Here is a 19280-nt window from a genome sequence, read left to right on the forward strand (position 1 = left end):
ACCCCCCGCCGGGTTTGGGAGCGGGTGCCCGGCCCATCGGGGCGACGACCAGAGTGCGGCGTCCGGCGTCCGGCCCGACCCCCCCGGGGTGGGGGCGGGCAGCACGGCGTGCCGGGCGGGAGGGGAATGATGATGACCACACGCGAAGAGGACGCTCCCGCGTCCGTACGGCGAGCCGGACACCCGGGGCGCGCCGGATCCCTGGGGCGCGACGCGGTGCTCGCGCTCGGGCTGCTGGGCACCGGCATCGGCGGCGTCGCGGCCTTCCTGAAGGCCGCCGCCGGGGCGGGCGGGGGCGGGCTCCCGCCGGCCCTGGTAGCCGCCCTCGCGCTGCTGCTGCTCGGCGTGCTCCTGGCGAAATGGGGCTTCTCTCCGGTCCGGCGCCCGGTCCGCACCCCGGGGCCCGCGGCGCACCCGGAGCCGCCGGTGGACCTGCCCGACGTCGGGGGTGACGCGCTCGACCACACCGCGGTCGACGCCGACGGCTTCGAGCACACGGTGGCCGCCCTGTGCGCGCGGGACGGATGCGTAACGGTCGAGGTGGTCGGCGGGGCGGGCGACCTGGGAGCCGATGTCCTGGCCACGACGGCGGACGGGCGGCGGGTGGTGCTCCAGTGCAAGCACTACGCCGAGGGCAACCGGGTCGGCTCGCAGGATCTGCAGCGCTTCGGCGGCACCTGCTTCGCGGTCCACGAGGCCGACGTGGCGGTCATCGTGACGACCAGCTCCTTCACCGCGCCCGCCGTCGAGTACGCCGATGTCTGCCGGATCGTACGGGTGGACGGGGAGGGCCTGGCCGCCTGGACCGAAGGGCGGGCGCCCGCCCCCTGGGAATCCGGCCCCGGCGAGCCCGCGCCCGCCGCCGCGCACGCCCCCGCCCGGGGAACCGCTCCGTGACGGCGGCCGGCAGCGGCACCCCGGTGGACGGAACCGAGCCCGACGGCCGGGACCTCGCTTGACTGGCGGTCGACACGGCGGGTAAGGAGGGGCTGTTCATCGCGCAAGGTGTGAGACGGGGGACTTATGAAGCCGCTCGAAACGGGTGATCCCACTTCGCTCGGCGAGGGCCGGTACCGGCTGGTGGGGCGGCTCGGCCAGGGGGGCATGGGTGTGGTCTACCTGGGCCGCTCCCAGTCCGGCCGTGCGGTCGCCGTCAAGGTCGTGCGTCCGGAGCTGAGCACCGAGCCCGGATTCAGGCGCAGGTTCGCCGACGAGGTCGCGGCGGCGCGGCGGGTCGGCGGCTTCCACACCGCGCCGGTGGTCGACGCCGATCCGGACGGGGATCCGGCCTGGCTGGTGACCGCCTTCGTACCCGGTCCCACCCTGCAGGCCGTACTCGCGCGCGTCGGATCGCTGCCCCTGGACACACTCACCGTCCTGGCCGCCGGCCTGGCCGAGGCGCTGGAGGCGATCCACCGAGCGGGGGTCATCCACCGCGATCTCAAGCCCGCCAACATCATCGTCGCGGAGGACGGGCCGCGCGTCATCGATTTCGGCATCGCGCGCGCCTTGGACGGAACGGCTCTGACACAGACCGGCCTGCAGGTCGGCACGCCGGGCTTCCTGGCACCCGAGCAGCTCACCGGCGGTGCAGCGGTCACCCCTGCCGTCGACATGTTCGCGCTGGGGGTGGTGCTGACCCAGGCCGCGGGCGGCACGCCCTTCGGCGACGGCCCGTCCGCCGCCAGGCACTACAAGGTGGTCTACGAGGATCCGGACCTGACCGCGGTACCCGGTGAACTCCGCGAGGCCATCGGCGCCTGCCTGGCCAAGGACCCGGCCGCACGACCCACCCCGGCGGCCTTCCTCGCCACACTGACCGTCCGCCACCCGGAGGACGGGTCCTGGCTGCCCGAGGCGGCGACGCAGCTGCTCCCGCCCCCGGAACCGGCGGTGCGTCCCACCACGCCGGACAACCCGCCGGCGACCGCACAGGACAACCCGCCGGCGGACCCGCCGGACACCGCGCGGGGCCTTCCGGCACCGGATGCCGCCCGACCCGCCGCCGGGGAGTCCTCCCGTACCGAGCAGCGGCACACCGTGACCGGCCCCGCCGAGCGGCTCTCCCCCGCCGCCGCGCCCGCGCGGGCGGTTCCGGGGCGGGACGGGCGTCGCCGCGCAGCGGTGGCCGCGTTGCTCGTGACGTCACTCGCGGCCGTCGGCGTGCTGGTGTGGCAGCCCTGGAAGGACTCGGCCGAGGACGGTTCCAAGCCCCGTGCGGCCGCGCCCACCGGTTCCGCCGCCGTGCCCGCCCCGTTCCCGGCCGATCCCCTGCTGATCCGGCAGGACACCGCCCCGGGCTGGCCCGGGACCTGCCACGGCGTCATCGCCCGCCGGGACGCCGCCGCGGAGAAACCCGTGCAACTCGTGGCCGGGGGCGCGGGCGCCTGCGACGTCCTGCCCCAGTGGTCCCCCGACCGCAGGTCGTTCGCCTTCACCCGCAGCACCTCGGAGGGGACGGCCGTCTGGACCGCCAACGCCGACGGTTCGAACGCGCGGCGGATCACCTCCATCGCCGGCGGCCGGGTGTCCTGGTCGCCGGACGGCAGCCGGCTCGCCGTGCTGCGCGCCAAGAACGGCGTACAGCAGTTGTTCGTGGTCGATGTCGCCGACGGCACGGCCCGCCAGCTCACCTCGGGCATGGGCCAGGTCGAGGATCCGGCGTGGTCCCCGGACGGCAGGAGCATCGCGGTCTGCCTGCAGACCGCACCGGAAAACTGGCAGATCCACCTGGTCGACCCCGCCGACCCGAACCGTGCCCCGCAGCAGGTCACCCGGCTGCCCCATCCGGCACTCGACCCGGTGTGGTCACCGGACGGCGCCACCTTCGCCTACACGGCCGGGACCTACGGCGCGGGCACCCAGGGCGACATCCGCCTCGTGGGCGCCGACGGCAGCGGCGATCGTGAGCTGGTGGCCACCGGCGCCCATGAGATGGACCCCGCCTGGTCCGCCGACGGCACCTGGGTGGCCTTCGTCCGCGGCCCGTACGAGAAGCCTGTGATCCGGGCCGTGCGCGCGGACGGGACCGGCGAGCGTGCGCTGACGACCGGCGACGCTGCCGAGGGCCATCCGTCCTGGAGTTGAGGACGGCCGAAGCCGCCGCGGGCCGGCCCCGCTCGGGGCGGCGGGCTCGGTGGCGGGCCCGGTCCGCATCCTCCGCCCCCGGTGGGGCGGGTCAGCCCAGCACGAGCGGGAAACGCACCGCCGCACCGCGCAGTTCGGCCCGTTGTGCACCGGTGGGCTCGCTGCGGCCGGTGCCGATCAGGAGTGCGTCCCGGTCGGAGAAGGACGTGGGGAACGCGGTCCCGGCGATCTCCTCCAGCATGGTGCGGGAGCGGGCCAGGCCCGCTCCGGGCGGCGGGGTCGGGGCGTCCGGGAGGTGGGCGATCAGGTCCAGATGGTGCAGCGTCCACTCCAGGACGTACGCGCCCAGGTAGTCGGCGACGGTGAGAACCTCGTCGCGGGTTCCCACACGGGCCCGCGGGTCCGCGAGTTCGGCCGCACGGCCGGCGGCGGAGCCGATGTCGTCGAGGTGGAAACGGAGCAGGCCCGGGTCCTCGTACGCGGCGGCCAGCCGGACGGTGAGGGCGTCGAGCGGGTCCTCGCCGGTCGGGGGCCGGTCCTGGACGCGCCAGTAGCTCATCGCGTCGACGGTGGGCTCCGCCGCGGTGGGGGTGGCGAGCGTGATCAGGACGTCCTGGGCATCGATGACCAAGTGGCACACGAGGTCCCGCACGAGCCAGCCCGCGCAGCCCGACGGCCGCACGAAGTCCGGGTCCGGGATCTCGGCGACCGCGGTGCGCAACGCCGTCCAGGAAAGGATGAACAGGCCCATGGCCGTACCGTAGCGCGGCGCCGCCACGGCGGACCAGCACGGCTGTCCGGTCCGGCGGGGGTGCCTCCCGGCCGGCGCCGTCGGTGGTGGACCGGGTTGCCGCCGGCTCGGGTCGGGCCATCGGACGCACGGTGGCCGCCGGTCGTCGGGCCGGGACCCGGGCCGGGCCGGGCCGGTCTGTCGACCGGGGCTCGGGGGCGGTCGCGCCCCCGAGCCCCGGCGCCCTGGCTGCGGCCGGCGGGGTGCTCAGGTCACCAGGCGCAGCGATGTTTCCGCGATGCCCAGCCGGACGCTCTGGCCCCAGGTCAGCTCCAGGGCGTCGCTCTCCATGCCGTCGCCGAACACCACGATCCGGTCCGACTCCACGGTCAGCCGCAGTGCCTGTCCCCGCGCCAGCTCACCGGCGACGTTCGTCGTTCCGGTGGCGGGAGAGGGCCATGCCTCCCGGACGAACCACAGGAGCCGCGGGTCGCAGGGTGCGGGCAGGCGCAGTCGGCTGCCGCGCTCCAGCCAGAGTGAGCGCAGCCAGCCGGTGGCACCGGTACCGGTGCCCACCAGCACCCCGGAGGACGCCTGGGCCTCCCCCGGGCTCGTGTCGCCGTCGGAGCCGAGGCGGTAGCGTGCCGTCTGGTGGCCCGGCGAGCCCAGGTAGATCTCGTTGAGGGCGAGGAGGCGCTGGGTGTCGTCGGCGACGGCCTCGACCATGGTCAGCTCGTCCGCCGGGATCCCGGCGGACGCCGCGCGCAGCAGTGCGGGTGCGTCGGAGCTGCGGTGGCGGACCAGGACCCCCGGGTTGCGTCCCGGTTCGGTGTCGATGCCGACCACCGGCTGTCCGTGCAGGTACTTCGCGGTGTTGGCGACGAGGCCGTCCTGGCCGACCACGACCACCACGTCCTCCGGGGCGAACAGGAACCGGTCCAGGTCCGCCCGCTCCACGCGGGAGCTGCGCCAGGTGAGCGGCACGGCGGCGGCCACCTCCCGCAGTGCCTGTTGTACGCGGTCGTGGCGGCGGAGCACCTCGTCGATCGTGCGGCCCCGGCTGGAGAGGGCGAACGCGGCCTGCCCGTGCGTCCCGTGCCGGGCGAGCAGTTCCTCGTACTCGGTCCTGCGGTGCACGATCACCGCCCGCGGGGCCAGGCTCACGCGCCCGAACCTCCTTCCGGACGCCCGAGCCTGCCGAGGAGCCCGGTGAGGACGTCGGGCGAGAGTGTGATGCTGTCGATCCGCGGCAGGTTCTCCGCCAGCCTGGTCGCCGCCAGGGCGTGCAGCGTGGCCTGGTCGACCTCGCCGTGCACCCGCAGCCAGGCGGCCTGGGCCTCGGCGCGGGCCGCGCCGGTCTCGCGCTCCGCCTCGGCGTCCGCGCGGGCCAGGCGGACCTTGCGGGCCGCCTCGGTCTCGGTGCGGATGCCGTCGGCAGCCGCCTTCTCCTCGGCCTCGCGGCGGGTGTTGGTGCCGCGCTGGTCGATCAGCTGCTCCTCGCGCCGGGCCAGTTCGATCTGGCTGGCCAGCTCGTTCTCGGCGATGGCGCGCTCCCGCTCGACGGCTACGGCCCGCCGTTCGTAGGTGGCCCGGTCCGCTTCCTGCTGGATCTGCTCGCGGGCCGGGGTGCGCAGGGCGCGCTCCACCTCGGCCTCGGGGCGGATCGCCACGACCCGGACGGCCACCACATCGATGCCGGTGGCGGGGAGCCTGGGCTCGTCGGCGAGACCCGCGGTGACGCTCGCCCGCACCGAGGCGACGCCGTCCACCAGGGCGACGGCCAGCGAAGTCCGGGCCAGTACGTCCAGCGCGTGCTGCTGCGCGGTCTCGGTGAGCAGCGTGGCGATCTGCTCCAAGGGGGCCCCGCGCCAGCTCCCGGTGTCCGGGTCGAGGGAGAAGTCGAGTCGTTCCGCGGCTTCGGCCGGGTCGCTGATCCGATAGGTGACGGTGGCCTGCACGGCGACGTCCTGGAAGTCGGACGTGCGGGCGTGGAAGGCCATGGCCAGCTCGCGGTCGTCGACCGGCACTTCGGAGAGCGCGGCCGAGAGAGCCCGGAACCAGAAGCTGAGCCCCCGTCCGTCGTGCACGATCCGGCCGCGCCTGTGGTGGCGGATGTGGGCGGTGGGCGCGGAGCGCAGGTGCCGCCAGCCGAAGCGCCGGGTGATGTCGGCCATGGAGAACCCCCTCAATGTCGTCACTGCGACGATAAGAGGAGCCGCCTCATATCGTCAAGGGGACGAGAAAGGGGCGGCGATGCCGGCCGGGGCCTGCCGCCCCCGTCGGCAGCGGCAGGGCTGCCGTCACCCCTTCGGACAGATGCCCTCCAGTGCCCGCGGCAGCGGGTAGCCGCTCTCCGGGGGAAGCAGCCGCCGGGCCTTGTCCGCCTGCCCGCTTCGGATCAGGGCCGCGGCTTTGCGGACGGCGGGCGTGCAGTCGGTGATGCCGACGATCCATTCGTCGTTGAACGTACGGATCAGGTGGCGGCCGATGCCCACCTGGATGCTGTAGTGGTTGAGTGCCGCTCCGCGGGAGGAGCGCTCCGGGTCCCACTGGACGTGTACCGCCGCCCGGGCCAGGGCCGTTGGCTCCGCCGTCGTGAGTACGGCCCGGGACAGGGCCTCCTCCCAGCCCTGCCGGGTCATCCGCACCCCGAGAACGCGCTCCTGGCCGGGCTTGCCGGCCCAGTTGCTGCGGTGCATCAGCCACAGGAACGACGGCTTGATCCACGTCATCCTGTGGAAGGAGAACGGTGCGGCGAAGCGACCCGCCCGCAGCGCCGCGTCGGCGATGGCGGGACCGTACGCCTGGTAGACCACGATCGTGCGGGCATCAAAGTCGGCGCGGATCTGGTAGAGGGATGCCATGCGACGTACCCTGCCGAACCGCCGCTTCCCTGGCAATCCACATTCGGCGGCCACCACCCGGCCCCCGTCGGGAAGCCCCCGCGCACCCGGCGGGCGAGCGGGGGCGGCGGGCCCGGAGGCCCGGAGGCCCGGAGGCCCGGACATGGTGTCAGGTGCGCGCGTCCGTCAGTTCCGTGGGGGTCGGCGGGGAGGACGCGCGCTGGTGGGGAACGGCCGCGTGCGGGATCGGCGCCGGGAGCCCGTCGTGCTGAAGGGCGACGGTGTGCGTCGGAGCCGGGATCGAGATGCCCTCGGCACGGAAGCGCCGGTGCAGGCGCTTGATGAACTCGTGTTTGATCCGGTACTGGTCGCTGAACTCGCCGACACCCAGGATGACGGTGAAGTTGATGCGTGAGTCCGCGAACGTGTGGAAGCGGACGGCACCCTCGTGGTCGGGGACCGCGCCGTTGATGTCGGCCATCACGCCGTCGACGACGTCGAGGGTCACCCGCTCGACGTGCTCCAGGTCGCTCTCGTAGCCCACGCCCACCTGGACCAGGATCGAGAATCGCTGTTCCGGCTGGGTGAAGTTGGTCATGTTCGTCCGCGCGAGGCGACCGTTGGGGATGATGACCAGGTTGTTCGACAGGTTCCGCACCACGGTGTTGCGCCAGTTGATGTCGACGACATAGCCCTCCTCGCCGCTGGTGAGCCGGATGTAGTCGCCCGGCTGGACGGTCTTCGAGGCGAGGATGTGGACGCCTGCGAAGAGGTTGGCGAGGGTGTCCTGGAGCGCCAGGGCGACCGCCAGACCGCCCACGCCGAGGGCGGTGACCAGGGGTGCGATGGACACGCCGAGGGTTTCCAGGGCGACGAGGAGGCCCATCACGAGGACCACGATGCGGGTGATGTTGACGAAGATGGACGCCGAGGCGGCCACCCCGGTACGCGCCCCCGCCACCGACTGGACCAGGCCCGCGACGACCCGCGCCGTGCTGAGCGTGGCGATGAGGATGAGCAGCGCGGTCAGGCTCTGGTTCACGAACCCCGAGACGCGCGCGGTGAGCGGCAGGGTGGTGGCGGCCACGGCGGCGCCCGCGATCACCGCGGCGCCCGGCGCGATGGTGCGCAGCGCATCGACGATGATGTCGTCGCCGCGCCAGCGGGTGCGCTCGGCGTGCCTCCCCAGCCAGCGCAGCAGGGCGCGCAGCAGCAGTCCGGCCGCGGCGCCCGCCGCCAGGGCGATGCCCGCCGCCAGCCAGTCGTGCAGGAGGAGATCCCGGTTCAACGGGCCTCCCCGGCTGCGCGCCGCCGGCCGGGGGTTGCGCCGGCGGACACCGCCGGACGTCGTAGGAGGCGTGTCGTCACCTTGTCACCTGTCAGTTCGTCGTGGCGTAGGCCGTCTTCGGGCGTGTGTACGCATCCGGAACGGGCTGCCATCCTGCCCCATGACGGGGTGACGCACCGCAGGCGGGGCCACGACTACCCTCGCACGGCCGCCTGTTCGAGGACCGCGCGGACCTCCGCGGTGATCGCGCTCTCGTTGCGTTCGAACTCGGGGCTGGTCAGCAGCCGGGGGTCGGTCGGCAGGCCGGTGAGCACGGGGGTGTGGAGGTGGCCGCCGGGCAGGTGCGGGGCGAGTCCGGCGCGCAGCCGGTTGGAGCGGTAGGCGACCTCGTTGGACAGGTAGCCGCCCCCGCCGCCCGCGACGGCGCGTGAGCCGGGCGTGGGGCCGTCGGTCCGGTCGACGGGGGCCGTGCCGCCCGCGGGGATCTCGGTCACGTCGCTGTTGAGGAGGACCGGGTAGGGGGTCTGCACGGCCGCGGTCACCGCTTCGGCGGGCAGCGTGGTGCGGATGAACTCGGGCCCCGGGCCGAGGCCGGGGGCCGTCACCGGACGCTCCCGGGTGCCGCCGGAGAGGGCCCGCGCGTTGTCCGGGTACGGGTCGGCGGACCTGGCGCGTCCCGCCCAGTCCTCCAGGGTGAAGATGCCGGGGTAGCCCTGGCTGACGGTGGTGATGATGTCGGCCTGGGCGGGGCCCTCGGTCAGCTGCGGGGTGAAGGCCCGCTCCACCATGCCGGCGTCGAAGTCGGCGTACCGCACGGGCAGGACGACGGCGCGGATCTCGGCCGGGGTGCCGTCGGCGAGAATGACGCGCCGTCCGTTCAGCTGGAGGGCGGCCGATCCCGACGGGTTGGCGCGGCGGATCTCCGCATCGAGCCCGAAGGGGTCGAATCCACTGATGAAGATCCTCCGTACGCCGGGTGCCGTCCTGAAGGCGTTGCCGACGAGGCCCCGGGAGGCGTCTTCGAAGCGGGCGCGCAGGGCCGCCTTGTCGACGGTGAACTCCGGCTGCCAGCGGGCGAGCGCCGCGGTCATCGCGAGCCGCGCCCAGTACAGCGGCCGGTCATCCCCGGGGGCGAGGTCGCCTCCGGGACGCTGCCCCTGGGCCCGCCGTACCGAGGCCTGCCAGAGGGCCTGGCCCCAGGAGTCGAGGAGCCGTTCGGACTCGGCGCGACCGCGGGCCGTGCACAGGGCAGCGGGGAACCTCCGTACGAAGTCAGCGAAGCCGGCTCGCTCGATGAGGGCCGTGGTACGGCTGTCCGCGAGCCGGGACTGCTCGGCGTCGAGCGGACCGGAGGCCGGGGGGCGGCAGGCGGACGTGCCGGCGGCGGCAGCGGGTGCGGGCGCGGCGAGCGTGACCGGGAGGACGGTGAGGAGGAGGGCGGCGGCCGATGCCGCGCGACGTAAGAGCGTCATACGATGTGACATTACATAGCGACTTCGACCCTCACCAGACGCACTGGCCGCGGCGGGCGTTCCCCGGCCGGGCCGCGCGCGTCGAGGCGATCGGAGGCGGGGATGCCCCGCCGCCCCGCGACAGCCCGCAGGGGTGACGGCTCAGCCGATGCCGAAGTAGGTCGTGAGCCCGCCGAGCATGAGCTGGATGCCGATGGTGGCCACGAACAGGCCGCCGACCGGGTCATGATGGCCATGGACTGGGCCGACATGTTCATCCGGTCGGCCAGCAGCAGATGCCCCACCGGAACCAGGGCCACGGTGATGCCGACGGCGATCAGGGCGGCGATCGGACCCGACCAGCCGTCCCCTGTCGAAGCAATGGTGATCGCCGAGGTGATGGCCCCCGGGCCCGCCATGAAGGGAATGGCGTAGGGCACCACGATGGAGCCTTCCGCCGACTGCGGCGGGGGCGGCTCGTGGGCGGGCGCACCGCCGTGTCCGCAGGAGAGCGGGGAGGCGTGCGCCACGGCAGGTACGGACCGGTCCGGGCCCGGCGGGTCTGCCTGAAAGGGCACCTCTGCTGCACGGACCGGTGCACGTCCGGGCAGAGAGCCGGCACCCGGCCGCGATCCATGGCTTCACGTCGGGACATCAGCTGATAATGCTTCAGAACCCCTGGTCGCGACGCGTGGCCGTCCTTGAGGGGTGTGGCCCGGCAACCGCGCGACGCGGTTTCCCCGACGTATGAGAAGGCGATCGCGTGAGTCCCAGGCACTCCCGAACGGGACGGAAGACCGACGACCCATCGCTGCTGTCCTCCCGCCGTTCCGCGGCCCCTCAGCCGGCGCCCGCGGCGCCCGCGGGGCTGATGGGACTGCAGGCGAGCGCGGGCAACGCCGCAGTCGTGCAGATGCTCCGACGGGCCGCCGCCGACCGGGACCAGGAGGAGCACCGGCACACTGCCGGATGCGGACACCAGCAGCCCGAACGGCACGCCGTGCAGCGGTCCGCCGTTCACGACGTCCTGCGCGCTCCGGGACGCCCCCTGGACGATGCCACCCGCGCCGACATGGAGGCCCGGCTCGGCGCGGACTTCTCCGACGTACGCATCCATGACAACGGCGCCGCCAAGGCCTCGGCGGCCGAAGTCGGTGCCCGTGCCTACACCTCGGGCAGCCATGTCGTCATCGGCGCCGGCGGCGGCGACCAGCACACCCTCGCCCACGAACTCACCCACGTCATCCAGCAGCGCCGGGGGCCGGTCGCGGGAACCGACAACGGTGCGGGCCTGAAGGTCTCCGACCCGTCGGACCGGTTCGAGCGTGAGGCGGAGGCGAACGCGAGCCGGGTCATGACACCCGGCCACCGGGCCGCCACGGACGTCCAGCGCCAAGCGGCACCGACAGCCTCAGCCGGTTCCCGCCCCGCGGTGCAGCGCGTCGAGGACCCCCAGGAACGGTTGACGGTCGAGTACTGGGAGGGCAAGGCGGGAATGGGCGGATCCAGCAGCTCGGCCGCCAAGGCGAAGTCCGCGCAGATCGCCGCATCCAAGAAGAGCGCGAAGGGGTTCAAGGCCAGCAAGCCTCCGCGCAAGATCGATGAGGTCATCGCCACCGTCGGCCCCAAGCTCCTGGACGCTCTGGCCGCAATGCCGGAAGGCTCCGGGCGGATGGAGCTGTACCGTTCCATGAGCTTCGACGAGGCGAAGAGCGCCCTGGACTACTGGGGTAACGAAAGCGCGCGCAACGAGATGACGACGTACATAGCCGGCGGTGAGGGCACGGCGAAGGAGTTCCGGCAGAGGGGCTACACCGGGATGACGATCGGGGCCCATCTCGGCGACCAGGGTCAGGCCGACGGATACTACGACACCCAGGGTGAACCCTACGCGGTCCAGCTGAAGTTCACCCTGAAACCTGGCGCCCACGAACTCCTCTTCGACCAGCGCCATATGGCGCTCGGCCCCGGTTACAAGAACGACCTGATCCGCAAGGCGAACGAAAGCGGCGGGGCCTACCAGAACGCGAACGCGAACGAGGGCACCCTGGGCGGGTACATCGGGGTGAAGGCCGAAGACAAGGAACCGTACAGCCTGGGAATCGCGCAGGGGAACAACGGCAAGAACGGCCGGGAGCTCGGCGCGAGCCAGCTGCTCTTCCAGCTGTTCGTCGAGAACGTCGAACTCGTGAAGAACAGGTCCGGACGGGAACTGCCCGGCGCGGCGGTCCCGCAGGAACTGGCCGTCTGAGAAGCCGTCCTGCGGTCCACGTACCCCCGGTCGCCGCCGGGCCGCGCGAAACCCGTTGGACGGGACGGGCCGGCGGTGCCACTGTCTGACCGTGACCATGATCAAAAATGCCTCCGTAGCTGTTCCGCTGGCCGACGGCCTCGTCCTGCGCGAGGCCCGGCCCGCGGATCTCGACCGGATCGGTGCGCTCCTGTCCGAGCGCGGCGATCCGGACGACGCCGTCGACCACCGGCTGGTCGTCACCGATCCCGACGCGGGCTGGTCCGCCTGTGCCGTGGTCGTCGACGGCGACCGGGTGGTGTCCACCGCGACGCTCCTGGACGAGGAGGTGCGCATCGGAGGGATCCGTCTTCCCGCCGGTCAGGTGGAGCTGGTCGCCACCGATAGCGCGTACGAGGGGCGCGGGCTCGTCAGGTCGCTCATGCGTTGGGCCCACGAGCGTTCCGCCGCCCGCGGTCACCTCGTCCAGGTGATGATCGGCATCCCCTACTTCTACCGGCGGTTCGGCTACGAGTACGCCATCGACGTACCGCAGGCGCTCCGCGTGAACACCGTGCCAGCGGGCGACGGCCGGGCCACGCTGCGCGCCGCACGGCCCTCCGACATCGCCTCCATGGCCGCTCTGCAGGCCTCGGCCCAGCGCGGCTTCGACGTGGCCGTGCCCCACTCCGCGGCGTGCTGGCGATGGCTCCTCGACCACGAGTCGAGCAGCCTGCGGGTCCTGGAGGAGGACGGCGCGGTCATCGCCACCGGGCGCACCACGTCCGCCGGCGAAGGGATCCTCCTGGCCGAGGCCGCGGCACGCGACGAGTCCGCTGCACGGAGCCTCCTGAGCGGTGTCGCCGCCCTGGCACCCGGCGGCCCGGTGCGGATCGTCCATCGGGCAGGCACCGTGACGGACGGCGCCTGGCGGGAGTTCATCGAACCCGAACCGCGCCGGAGCGCGGAGCAGTACTACATCCGCGTCCCCGATGTCGCGGCGCTGCTCGACCGGCTGCGCCCGCTGTTTCGGCAGCGCCTGGCCACCGCCGGGATCGACCACACCGGCCGGGACATCGTCGTCTCCACCTTCGGCGCCCACTACCGGATTCCCGTTCTCGAGGACGGACTCGGAGAGGTCGTCACTGGCAGCGCAATGCAGTCGCCTGGAGCGGTGGGCGGCGCGGGGGTCGCCCCCGACCATCTGGCCGCCCTGCTCTTCGGACCGCACGGCATCGAAGGCCTGAGCCGGATCCGCCCCGACGTCTACGCCGCGGACGAGGAGCTGTTCCAGGCGCTGTTCCCGCCGCTCACCGCCGACGTGCTCAGCTACTACCTGCCGTACTAGCGGTGAACGGCCGGCGCTCGCCCAGGGAAGCCCTGAGGGCGTGGCGCCGGGTCGCCGAGGCGGGCGTGCCGTCCCGGGCCATCCCGGCCCGGGGCGTCCGCGGAGCCTGCCGGCTAGATGGAGCCGACGACCTTGCGGGGGACGACCCGGACCACGACGCGCGTGGCGTCGTCGACGGAGGCGGGGTTGAAGTCCCGGTAGTCCTTGCCGGTGTACTTGCGCGAGAGCTCGTTGATCAGCTCCTGACCGCCTTGCGTGGTCAGCTCGGCGGTGCCGCGCACCTCGGCGTAGGTGTAGGGCGCGTCGGGCGGGTTGATCATCACGGTGATACGCGGGTCACGGCGCAGGTTCTGCTCCTTCCTGCGCCCCTCGGTCGTGGAGATGAGCAGGTCGTCGCCGTCGCGCATGAGCCAGGTCACGGACAGTTGCGGGCTGCCGTCGGGCTGGATGGTCGCCACCGTCGCGAACATGGGGGAATCATCGATGATGCGCTTCAGATCATCGGAGAGTGCAGCAGACACGGGCGCAAGCCTTTCCGGAAGGGCGTTCCGTGCGCGTGGCACGGAACCCGACAACATCTGACCCTGGGTCACCATAGTCCCGTGACGGCGGCACTCAGTGTGACGGCACGGCTTGCCCTGCCGTGTCATGTCCGGTCAGGTCACGTGCGGGGGAGCGCTTCGACGTCGCACCGCAGCCGGAGAAGGCGGTCGCGACTTCGCGGCGGGCGGGTCAGATCTGCGGGTGCGGGTGCTCCCCCGGCCCGGATGGACGAACATCGCACTAGCGGGCCTCGCGGCGGTCCGGCAGCGCCGTGCCGCAACCACTGCAGTAGCGGGCGTCCGCCTCGATGGCGTGCCGGTGGCACCGCTCGCAGACCAGGTGCAGCGCGCACGGTTCGGGCGCGACCCCGGGGGTGGATCGTCCGATGCTCATGCCGCGCCGTCTGCGGTGGACGGTGAGCACGAGCAGCCCCTCGGAGCCGGCCAGCAGCGCCCGGGACGCTCCCCTCGGCAGCAGTCCCAGGAATCCGGGAACCAGCCGGGACGTGGTGCCGTCCAGGGTGAGGGTGCCGTCGCCCGCGACGACGACCAGCATCACGTCGACTTCGTCCTCGACATACGCCGACCCGCCGGTTCCGGGCAGGTGGCGCACCAGGTTCGCGTCCAGCTGCCGGTCGGCCACCTCCAGCCGCCACAGCGCGCCGCTCTCTCCCTGCGCCGCCGCCGCGACCAGCTCCGCGACCGTGACGAACTTCGCCTCCCGCACAGACCGTCTTTCCTTCACACCCGAGCCGAACCGCACCGCACCACGCCATGATCTCTCACCCGTCCACCCGCGGCGAACCCGCCGGGCGGCGTCGGACGTCGATCACATGGGGGAAGGCACCGCGGTGGAGGACCAAGTGGACGGATGTTCCCGGGCGGACGGTGGCGCCGAGGCGGCGGATCACCGTTGCCCCGGCGGCTCACGGACGGCTCAGCACCATCCACTGCTCGGGAACGTCCAACGGGGTGAAGCCGCTCCTGGCGTAGACCTCGTGCGCGTCCGCCGTGGCCAGCAGGACGCGGCGCAGGCCGTACGGGGCGAGGTGTTCGCGCACCGCCCCGACCAGTGCGGTGCCCAGCCCCTTGCCGCGCGCCTGGGGCGAGATGTACACGTCGCACAGCCACGCGAAGTCGGCCTTGTCGGTCACCACGCGGGCATAGCCGACCTGCCGGCCGGAAGCCCGCTCGTAGACGCCGAAGTTCAGGGAGCCCGCGATGGCCCGGTCCTGCTTCTCCCGGGACCGGTCGCGTGCCCAGTACGCGTCCTGCGACAGCCATCGGTGGACCAGGGCGGCATCGATCCGCGAGGTGTCGGCGGATATCTCGTACTCGGCGGGAAGGTCAGTGGTCATGGCCGCATCCAAGCAGTTCCGGCCACCCCTCCACCGCTGGTTTTCGACCCTCCGCATGATCACCGCGCGGAACCGGCGTGCGAGGATCCACGTTATGGATCATGGAACCGCATGGATGTACGGAACGGCGGGTGAGTCTTGCGCCGGGCCCGGGGACGCACTGCTCCTGGTGCGCCGTGCCGCCCGCACGGAGCCGGGCGGGCGCGTGGAGGCCCTGCTCGCCAGGTGCGTGCCGTGCGGTGGCGAGGAACGCGAGTTCGAGGTCGCCGCGGGCGAATGCTTCTGCGTGGGCTGCTGCATACCGCTCGGCATTGCGGACGGGGGCGTGCATCCGAGCGCCTACCCGTGGCGGCTCGAACCCACGGCGGCACCGCTGCCGACCGCCTCGCCGGGCCCGGGCCACGCACCGGCGGACCTGCCGCAGTGCCCCGCCGGCCACGACGTGTTCCAGGTCGCGGTTGCGCTCGCCTTCACCGCGGAGGGAACGCTGCGGAGCATCTCGGTCGGTCTGCGGTGCCCCGAGGACGGCGCCCTGTGCCTGTACGTCGACAACGCGCGCGTGGTGCCGCGCGCGGCCTGACCGGGCAGGGGGGCCGGCGGTCAGGGCTGCGCGGGGGCGGACGGGTCCGGAACCTCCCAGACGAAACCGTCCGGGTCGGTGAACGCCTCGGGGGTACCGCCGAGGACGACGCGGTGGGAGCCCGTGCCGTCGGCCGGGACCCCGAGGTCCTTGGCCAGGGCGCGGCGCTTGTACAGCGCGAGCTTGACCGGGCCGGACCGGCCGGCGGCGAACTCGGCGTACTTGCCGCCGAAGCTCTTGGCCACGGTCAGGCCGTGTCCGACGTAGAACTGCCTGGTGGCCTTGACGTCTTCGACGCCGATCAGCAGGACGACCTCGTCGATCCGGCGGGTGTCGGGGCCAGTGTCCTTCTTAGCCGAAGTCGCGATCTTCCAGATCGTCCCGTCAGGGGCCTGCACGACGCCGCCGTAGCCCCAGAGGGACTTCGTGGCGGGCTTCAGCACCGTGGCGCCCGCGTCCACTGCGGCCTTGACGAAGCCGTCGACGGTGGCGGGGCCGGACACGGTGAGCCCCAGGGTGAAGCCGCGGAATCCGGTGGACGGCGCGGCGGACGCCCGCAGGCCTACGTACTGCTCGACGCCGAAGGCCGCGTAGAAGCGGCGGGCCGCCGCGAGGTCGGCCACTTCGAGGGTGACGGACGCCAGGGACGCGGGGGACGTGGGGACCGGGGTGTGCGTGGTGGTTGCCATGTCCCTCACGCTAGGCGCCGCGGGGCAGCCGTGGCTTCTCCATTCCTGACCGGTCTCACCGGTCGGCGTGGCGGGCACGTCACCGGTCGGAGATCCGGCCGCCTCAGCTTGTTCTTCATGGTCTGGCCTGGTCGCGTTCGAGGTGCTCTCTGGCCGCCCGTTTCGCCCACGTCACAGTGGGAGGCGGGCGGCTGGCACTTCGAGTCGAGGGGCCTGCCGTGGCCGGGCCGGTTGGGTTTCGGCGCACGGGCCGGCGCATCCACTTCGCGGCCTGGTGGTGGTCGCGGGCGGCATGGATCCGCTCCGGCTGCTGCTGTTCCTTCGCGTCCAGCGGCCCGGTGCGCTCCACTCACGACCAGCTCACTAGCCTGTGATGGTGACCGGAACCGAACGTGACGAGCTGATCGTGGCCGACAGCGCGGCGCTGCGCGCGTGGCTGATGGACAACCACACCGCCTCTCCCGGCGTGTGGCTCGCCCTGACCAGGAAGGGCGGCTCCGTCACCACGCTGACCTGGCAGCAGGCCGTCGACGAGGCACTGTGCTTCGGCTGGATCGACGGGCAGGCCCGCAAGCGCGATGAGGAGAGCTCTTGGAGGCGGTTCACCCCGCGCCGGCCCCGCAGCGTCTGGTCCCAACGCAACGTCGCCAACGTGGCCCGATTGGAGGCGGCCGGCCTGATGCTGCCCGCCGGCCGCGCCGCGGTGGACGCAGCGAAGGCCGACGGGCGGTGGACGGCCGCCTACGCGCCGCCGTCGGAAGCGGAGGTGCCGCCGGACCTGCGAGCCGCGATCGCCGCCGACCCAGCGGCGCAGGCGATGTTCGAGGTGCTCACCAAGGCCAACCGCTTCTCCCTCATCACCCGGGTCAATGCCGTCAAGCGGGCCGACACGCGCACCCGGAAGATCGCCGAGTTCGTGGCGATGCTGGCGCGGCACGAGACGATCCACCCTCAGCGAGCCCGGCCGACGGACCCGCCGACGTCGTGACCGGGCGTCCGGCGGAATCGCATCATGCTCGTCGAGAATGCTCAGCACGTGGGCTGAGCGCCCCATGCCGGCGTCAGCCGTATCGTTCGACGAGCGCGTTGCCGATCGAGACCAGTTGGTCTCGCACGGCCGGAGGGCCGATCACTTCGAGCCATTCGACCAGCCCGGCGAGTTCGCCGGCGATGGTGTACTCGTCGTAGCCGCGGATCACGACGTCGATACGTCCGTCGGTCGTAGTGCCTCCTATTTCGAGCCTGTCGCCGAACCCGATCCGGAGTATGCCGATGCCGTGGGGTGCGCAGACGGCCTGGACTTCGAAGGGCGTTCGTTTGCGTTCGATCTCGTCGGCGATCTCGCGCCAGCTTGCGGCGAGGTCGAAGTCCTCGGGCCGGTGCACAGGGTCGTCGGTCGGGTCAACGGACGACACGCGGTCGATCCGGAAGGTCCGCCGACCCGTCTCGGTGTGGCAGACGAGGTACCAGGCCGGGCCCTTGGCGACGATGCCCAGCGGGTGGACGGTTCGCTTCGTTTCGGCACCTTTGCCGTCGACGTAGCCGAGCTGTACCTGGACGCCGCGGATCACCGCGTCCTGGAGTCCGTCGAGGAACCGAGGCGCTCGGAGCTCAATCCGGTTCGATCCCCATCGTTGCGGGTCCATGACCAAGGATGACGCTGCTGCCTCGGCCTGGGCGCGGAAGGGTTCCGGCAGGGCCTGGACGAGTTTGCGCAGTGCGGCTTTCACGGCCGGCGTCGCAGCCGAGGCCGGTCCGGCGACCAGGAACAGGGCGCGGGCCTCGCTCGCGGTCAATCCCGACAGATCGGTGCGGGCGCCGCCCACCAGGCGCCAGCCGCCGCCCCGGCCTTGCGTGGAGTAGACGGGCACCCCGGCCATGGCCAGGGCGTCGAGGTCGCGGCGGGCGGTGCGCTCGGAGACCTCCAGCTCTCGGGCGACCTCTGCCGCTGTCACCTGCTCGCGCCGTTGCAGCATGAGGAGGATGGCCACCAGCCGGTCGGTTCGCACGCCACAAAACTCCCACATAAACCGGTCATGAGGTGACCGGTTTAGGGCGGCACGATGGCGACATGACCTCAACCGATTTCCCCAAGCCCACCCTCGTTCCGGTCAACGGGGTGGAACTCGAAGTCTTCGAAGCGGGCCAGGAGAACGCGGGAAGGCCCATCGTGCTGTGCCACGGCTGGCCGGACCACGCCTTCACCTGGCGCCACCAGATGCCCGCCCTCGCCGCAGCGGGCTACCACGTCATCGCACCCAACCAGCGGGGCTACGGCAACTCCTCCCGCCCGGCCGAAGTGACGGACTACGACATCGAGCACCTGTCGGGTGACCTCGTCGCGCTCCTCGACCACTATGGATACGACGACGCCACCTTCGTCGGCCATGACTGGGGTGCGTTCGTCGTCTGGGGACTGACCCTGCTGCACCCCACCCGTGTCAACAAGGTGATCAACCTGAGCCTGCCCTACCAGGAGCGCGGTGAAAAGCCGTGGATCGAGTCCATGGAAGCCATGCTCGGCGGCGACTTCTACTTCGTCCACTTCAACCGGCGGCCGGGCGTCGCCGACGCCGTATTCGAAGACAACACCATCCAGTTCCTCCGCAACCTGTACCGGAAGAACCAGCCGCCGCCGGAGCCTCAGCCGGGTATGGCGCTGATCAATCTCGCCCACGCGCGGACAGCTCTCGGCGAGCCCATCATGAGCGACGGCGAACTGGCCGTCCTCGTCTCCGCCTTCGAGACATCCGGGTTCACCGGCGGCATCAACTGGTACCGGAACCTCGACCGAAACTGGCGCCTCCTGGCGGCCGTGGACCCGATCATCCACCAGCCCGCCCTCATGATCTACGGTGACCGCGACCCTGTCGCAAGATCCGAAAACCTGACAGAGTTCGTACCCCACGCAGAAGTGGTCAGCCTCGACTGCGGCCACTGGATCCAGCAGGAAAGGCCGGAAGAAACGAACCAGGCCATTCTCACGTGGCTGGACAAGCGGGATACCGCGGCGTAGGCGACGAAGACGCCGATCCACCCGTTCTCGGTCCGGCCCGGCTGTTCCGGAGTACTGGCGCTGAACCCCGGCCGAGGTGGTGCCCTTCTTGGCGTCACGCAGGTACCGGGTGACGGCC

General features: G+C 72.4%; 19 protein-coding genes. 7 read left to right on the top strand and 12 right to left on the bottom strand.

Going from position 1 to position 19280, the window contains the following annotated elements; genetic code table 11:
• The first annotated feature begins 132 nt into the window (after positions 1-132).
• On the top strand, positions 133-897 hold the full coding sequence (locus tag ACFW2G_RS29750) for a restriction endonuclease (protein WP_078556551.1): 765 nt from the start codon (positions 133-135) through the stop codon (positions 895-897).
• Between the two features lie 126 nt (positions 898-1023).
• On the top strand, positions 1024-3087 hold the full coding sequence (locus ACFW2G_RS29755; protein ID WP_384454814.1) for a protein kinase: 2064 nt from the start codon (positions 1024-1026) through the stop codon (positions 3085-3087).
• A 91-nt stretch (positions 3088-3178) separates the two neighbouring features.
• Here the strand turns inward: ACFW2G_RS29755 and ACFW2G_RS29760 are convergent, their stop codons facing one another.
• The 7 genes from ACFW2G_RS29760 to ACFW2G_RS29790 all read right to left on the bottom strand — a co-directional run bounded on the left by ACFW2G_RS29760 (position 3179) and on the right by ACFW2G_RS29790 (position 9842).
• Complete coding sequence (locus ACFW2G_RS29760; RefSeq protein WP_384585086.1) at positions 3179-3838, bottom strand: maleylpyruvate isomerase N-terminal domain-containing protein; 660 nt, start codon at positions 3836-3838, stop codon at positions 3179-3181.
• Positions 3839-4084: 246 nt separating this feature from the next.
• On the bottom strand, positions 4085-4981 hold the full coding sequence (locus tag ACFW2G_RS29765; protein WP_384585083.1) for a hypothetical protein: 897 nt from the start codon (positions 4979-4981) through the stop codon (positions 4085-4087).
• On the bottom strand, positions 4978-5991 hold the full coding sequence (locus ACFW2G_RS29770; RefSeq protein WP_384454822.1) for an SPFH domain-containing protein: 1014 nt from the start codon (positions 5989-5991) through the stop codon (positions 4978-4980). The genes ACFW2G_RS29765 and ACFW2G_RS29770 overlap by 4 nt, the downstream gene beginning before the upstream one ends.
• Before the next feature lie 126 nt (positions 5992-6117).
• A complete protein-coding gene (locus ACFW2G_RS29775; RefSeq protein WP_384585081.1) occupies positions 6118-6681 on the bottom strand; it encodes a DUF4291 domain-containing protein in 564 nt (187 codons plus the stop codon).
• A gap of 148 nt (positions 6682-6829) precedes the next feature.
• Positions 6830-7948 (bottom strand): mechanosensitive ion channel family protein, encoded by a 1119-nt coding sequence (locus ACFW2G_RS29780; RefSeq protein ID WP_384454828.1) that lies wholly within the window; start codon positions 7946-7948, stop codon positions 6830-6832.
• A gap of 194 nt (positions 7949-8142) precedes the next feature.
• Entirely contained in the window at positions 8143-9420 is a 1278-nt protein-coding gene (locus ACFW2G_RS29785; protein ID WP_384454831.1) for a pyroglutamyl peptidase, read from the bottom strand.
• Positions 9421-9431: 11 nt separating this feature from the next.
• Positions 9432-9842 (bottom strand): hypothetical protein, encoded by a 411-nt coding sequence (locus tag ACFW2G_RS29790; RefSeq protein ID WP_384454834.1) that lies wholly within the window; start codon positions 9840-9842, stop codon positions 9432-9434.
• 428 nt (positions 9843-10270) lie between these two features.
• Here ACFW2G_RS29790 and ACFW2G_RS29795 point away from each other — a divergent pair, with 428 nt between their 5' ends.
• On the top strand, positions 10271-11650 hold the full coding sequence (locus tag ACFW2G_RS29795) for a DUF4157 domain-containing protein (RefSeq protein ID WP_384454875.1): 1380 nt from the start codon (positions 10271-10273) through the stop codon (positions 11648-11650).
• Between the two features lie 97 nt (positions 11651-11747).
• Positions 11748-12977, top strand: coding sequence for a GNAT family N-acetyltransferase (locus tag ACFW2G_RS29800; RefSeq protein WP_384454878.1), 1230 nt, complete (start codon positions 11748-11750; stop codon positions 12975-12977).
• Positions 12978-13090: 113 nt separating this feature from the next.
• Here ACFW2G_RS29800 and ACFW2G_RS29805 read toward each other — a convergent pair whose 3' ends face one another.
• The 3 genes from ACFW2G_RS29805 to ACFW2G_RS29815 all read right to left on the bottom strand — a co-directional run bounded on the left by ACFW2G_RS29805 (position 13091) and on the right by ACFW2G_RS29815 (position 14877).
• Positions 13091-13498 carry a PPOX class F420-dependent oxidoreductase gene (locus ACFW2G_RS29805; RefSeq protein ID WP_037922636.1) on the bottom strand — a complete coding sequence of 136 codons (408 nt, stop codon included), beginning with the start codon at positions 13496-13498 and terminating at the stop codon, positions 13091-13093.
• Between the two features lie 262 nt (positions 13499-13760).
• Positions 13761-14246: a hypothetical protein gene (locus tag ACFW2G_RS29810; RefSeq protein ID WP_384454838.1), complete on the bottom strand. Its 486-nt coding sequence runs from the start codon at positions 14244-14246 to the stop codon at positions 13761-13763.
• Between the two features lie 199 nt (positions 14247-14445).
• Positions 14446-14877, bottom strand: coding sequence for a GNAT family N-acetyltransferase (locus ACFW2G_RS29815; protein ID WP_037922631.1), 432 nt, complete (start codon positions 14875-14877; stop codon positions 14446-14448).
• 94 nt (positions 14878-14971) lie between these two features.
• Here ACFW2G_RS29815 and ACFW2G_RS29820 point away from each other — a divergent pair, with 94 nt between their 5' ends.
• Complete coding sequence (locus tag ACFW2G_RS29820; RefSeq protein ID WP_384454841.1) at positions 14972-15457, top strand: hypothetical protein; 486 nt, start codon at positions 14972-14974, stop codon at positions 15455-15457.
• 20 nt (positions 15458-15477) lie between these two features.
• Here ACFW2G_RS29820 and ACFW2G_RS29825 read toward each other — a convergent pair whose 3' ends face one another.
• Positions 15478-16146 carry a glyoxalase gene (locus ACFW2G_RS29825; RefSeq protein WP_384454844.1) on the bottom strand — a complete coding sequence of 223 codons (669 nt, stop codon included), beginning with the start codon at positions 16144-16146 and terminating at the stop codon, positions 15478-15480.
• Between the two features lie 373 nt (positions 16147-16519).
• Here ACFW2G_RS29825 and ACFW2G_RS29830 point away from each other — a divergent pair, with 373 nt between their 5' ends.
• On the top strand, positions 16520-17134 hold the full coding sequence (locus tag ACFW2G_RS29830; protein WP_384454847.1) for a YdeI family protein: 615 nt from the start codon (positions 16520-16522) through the stop codon (positions 17132-17134).
• 73 nt (positions 17135-17207) lie between these two features.
• Here the strand turns inward: ACFW2G_RS29830 and ACFW2G_RS29835 are convergent, their stop codons facing one another.
• On the bottom strand, positions 17208-18155 hold the full coding sequence (locus ACFW2G_RS29835) for a YafY family protein (protein WP_037922616.1): 948 nt from the start codon (positions 18153-18155) through the stop codon (positions 17208-17210).
• A gap of 62 nt (positions 18156-18217) precedes the next feature.
• On the opposite strand from ACFW2G_RS29835, the gene ACFW2G_RS29840 reads away from it, so the two are divergent.
• A complete protein-coding gene (locus ACFW2G_RS29840) occupies positions 18218-19162 on the top strand; it encodes an alpha/beta fold hydrolase (protein ID WP_037922613.1) in 945 nt (314 codons plus the stop codon).
• Positions 19163-19280: the final 118 nt, after the last annotated feature.

Source organism: Streptomyces sp. NPDC058880, from assembly GCF_042742535.1.
Classification (GTDB): domain Bacteria; phylum Actinomycetota; class Actinomycetes; order Streptomycetales; family Streptomycetaceae; genus Streptomyces.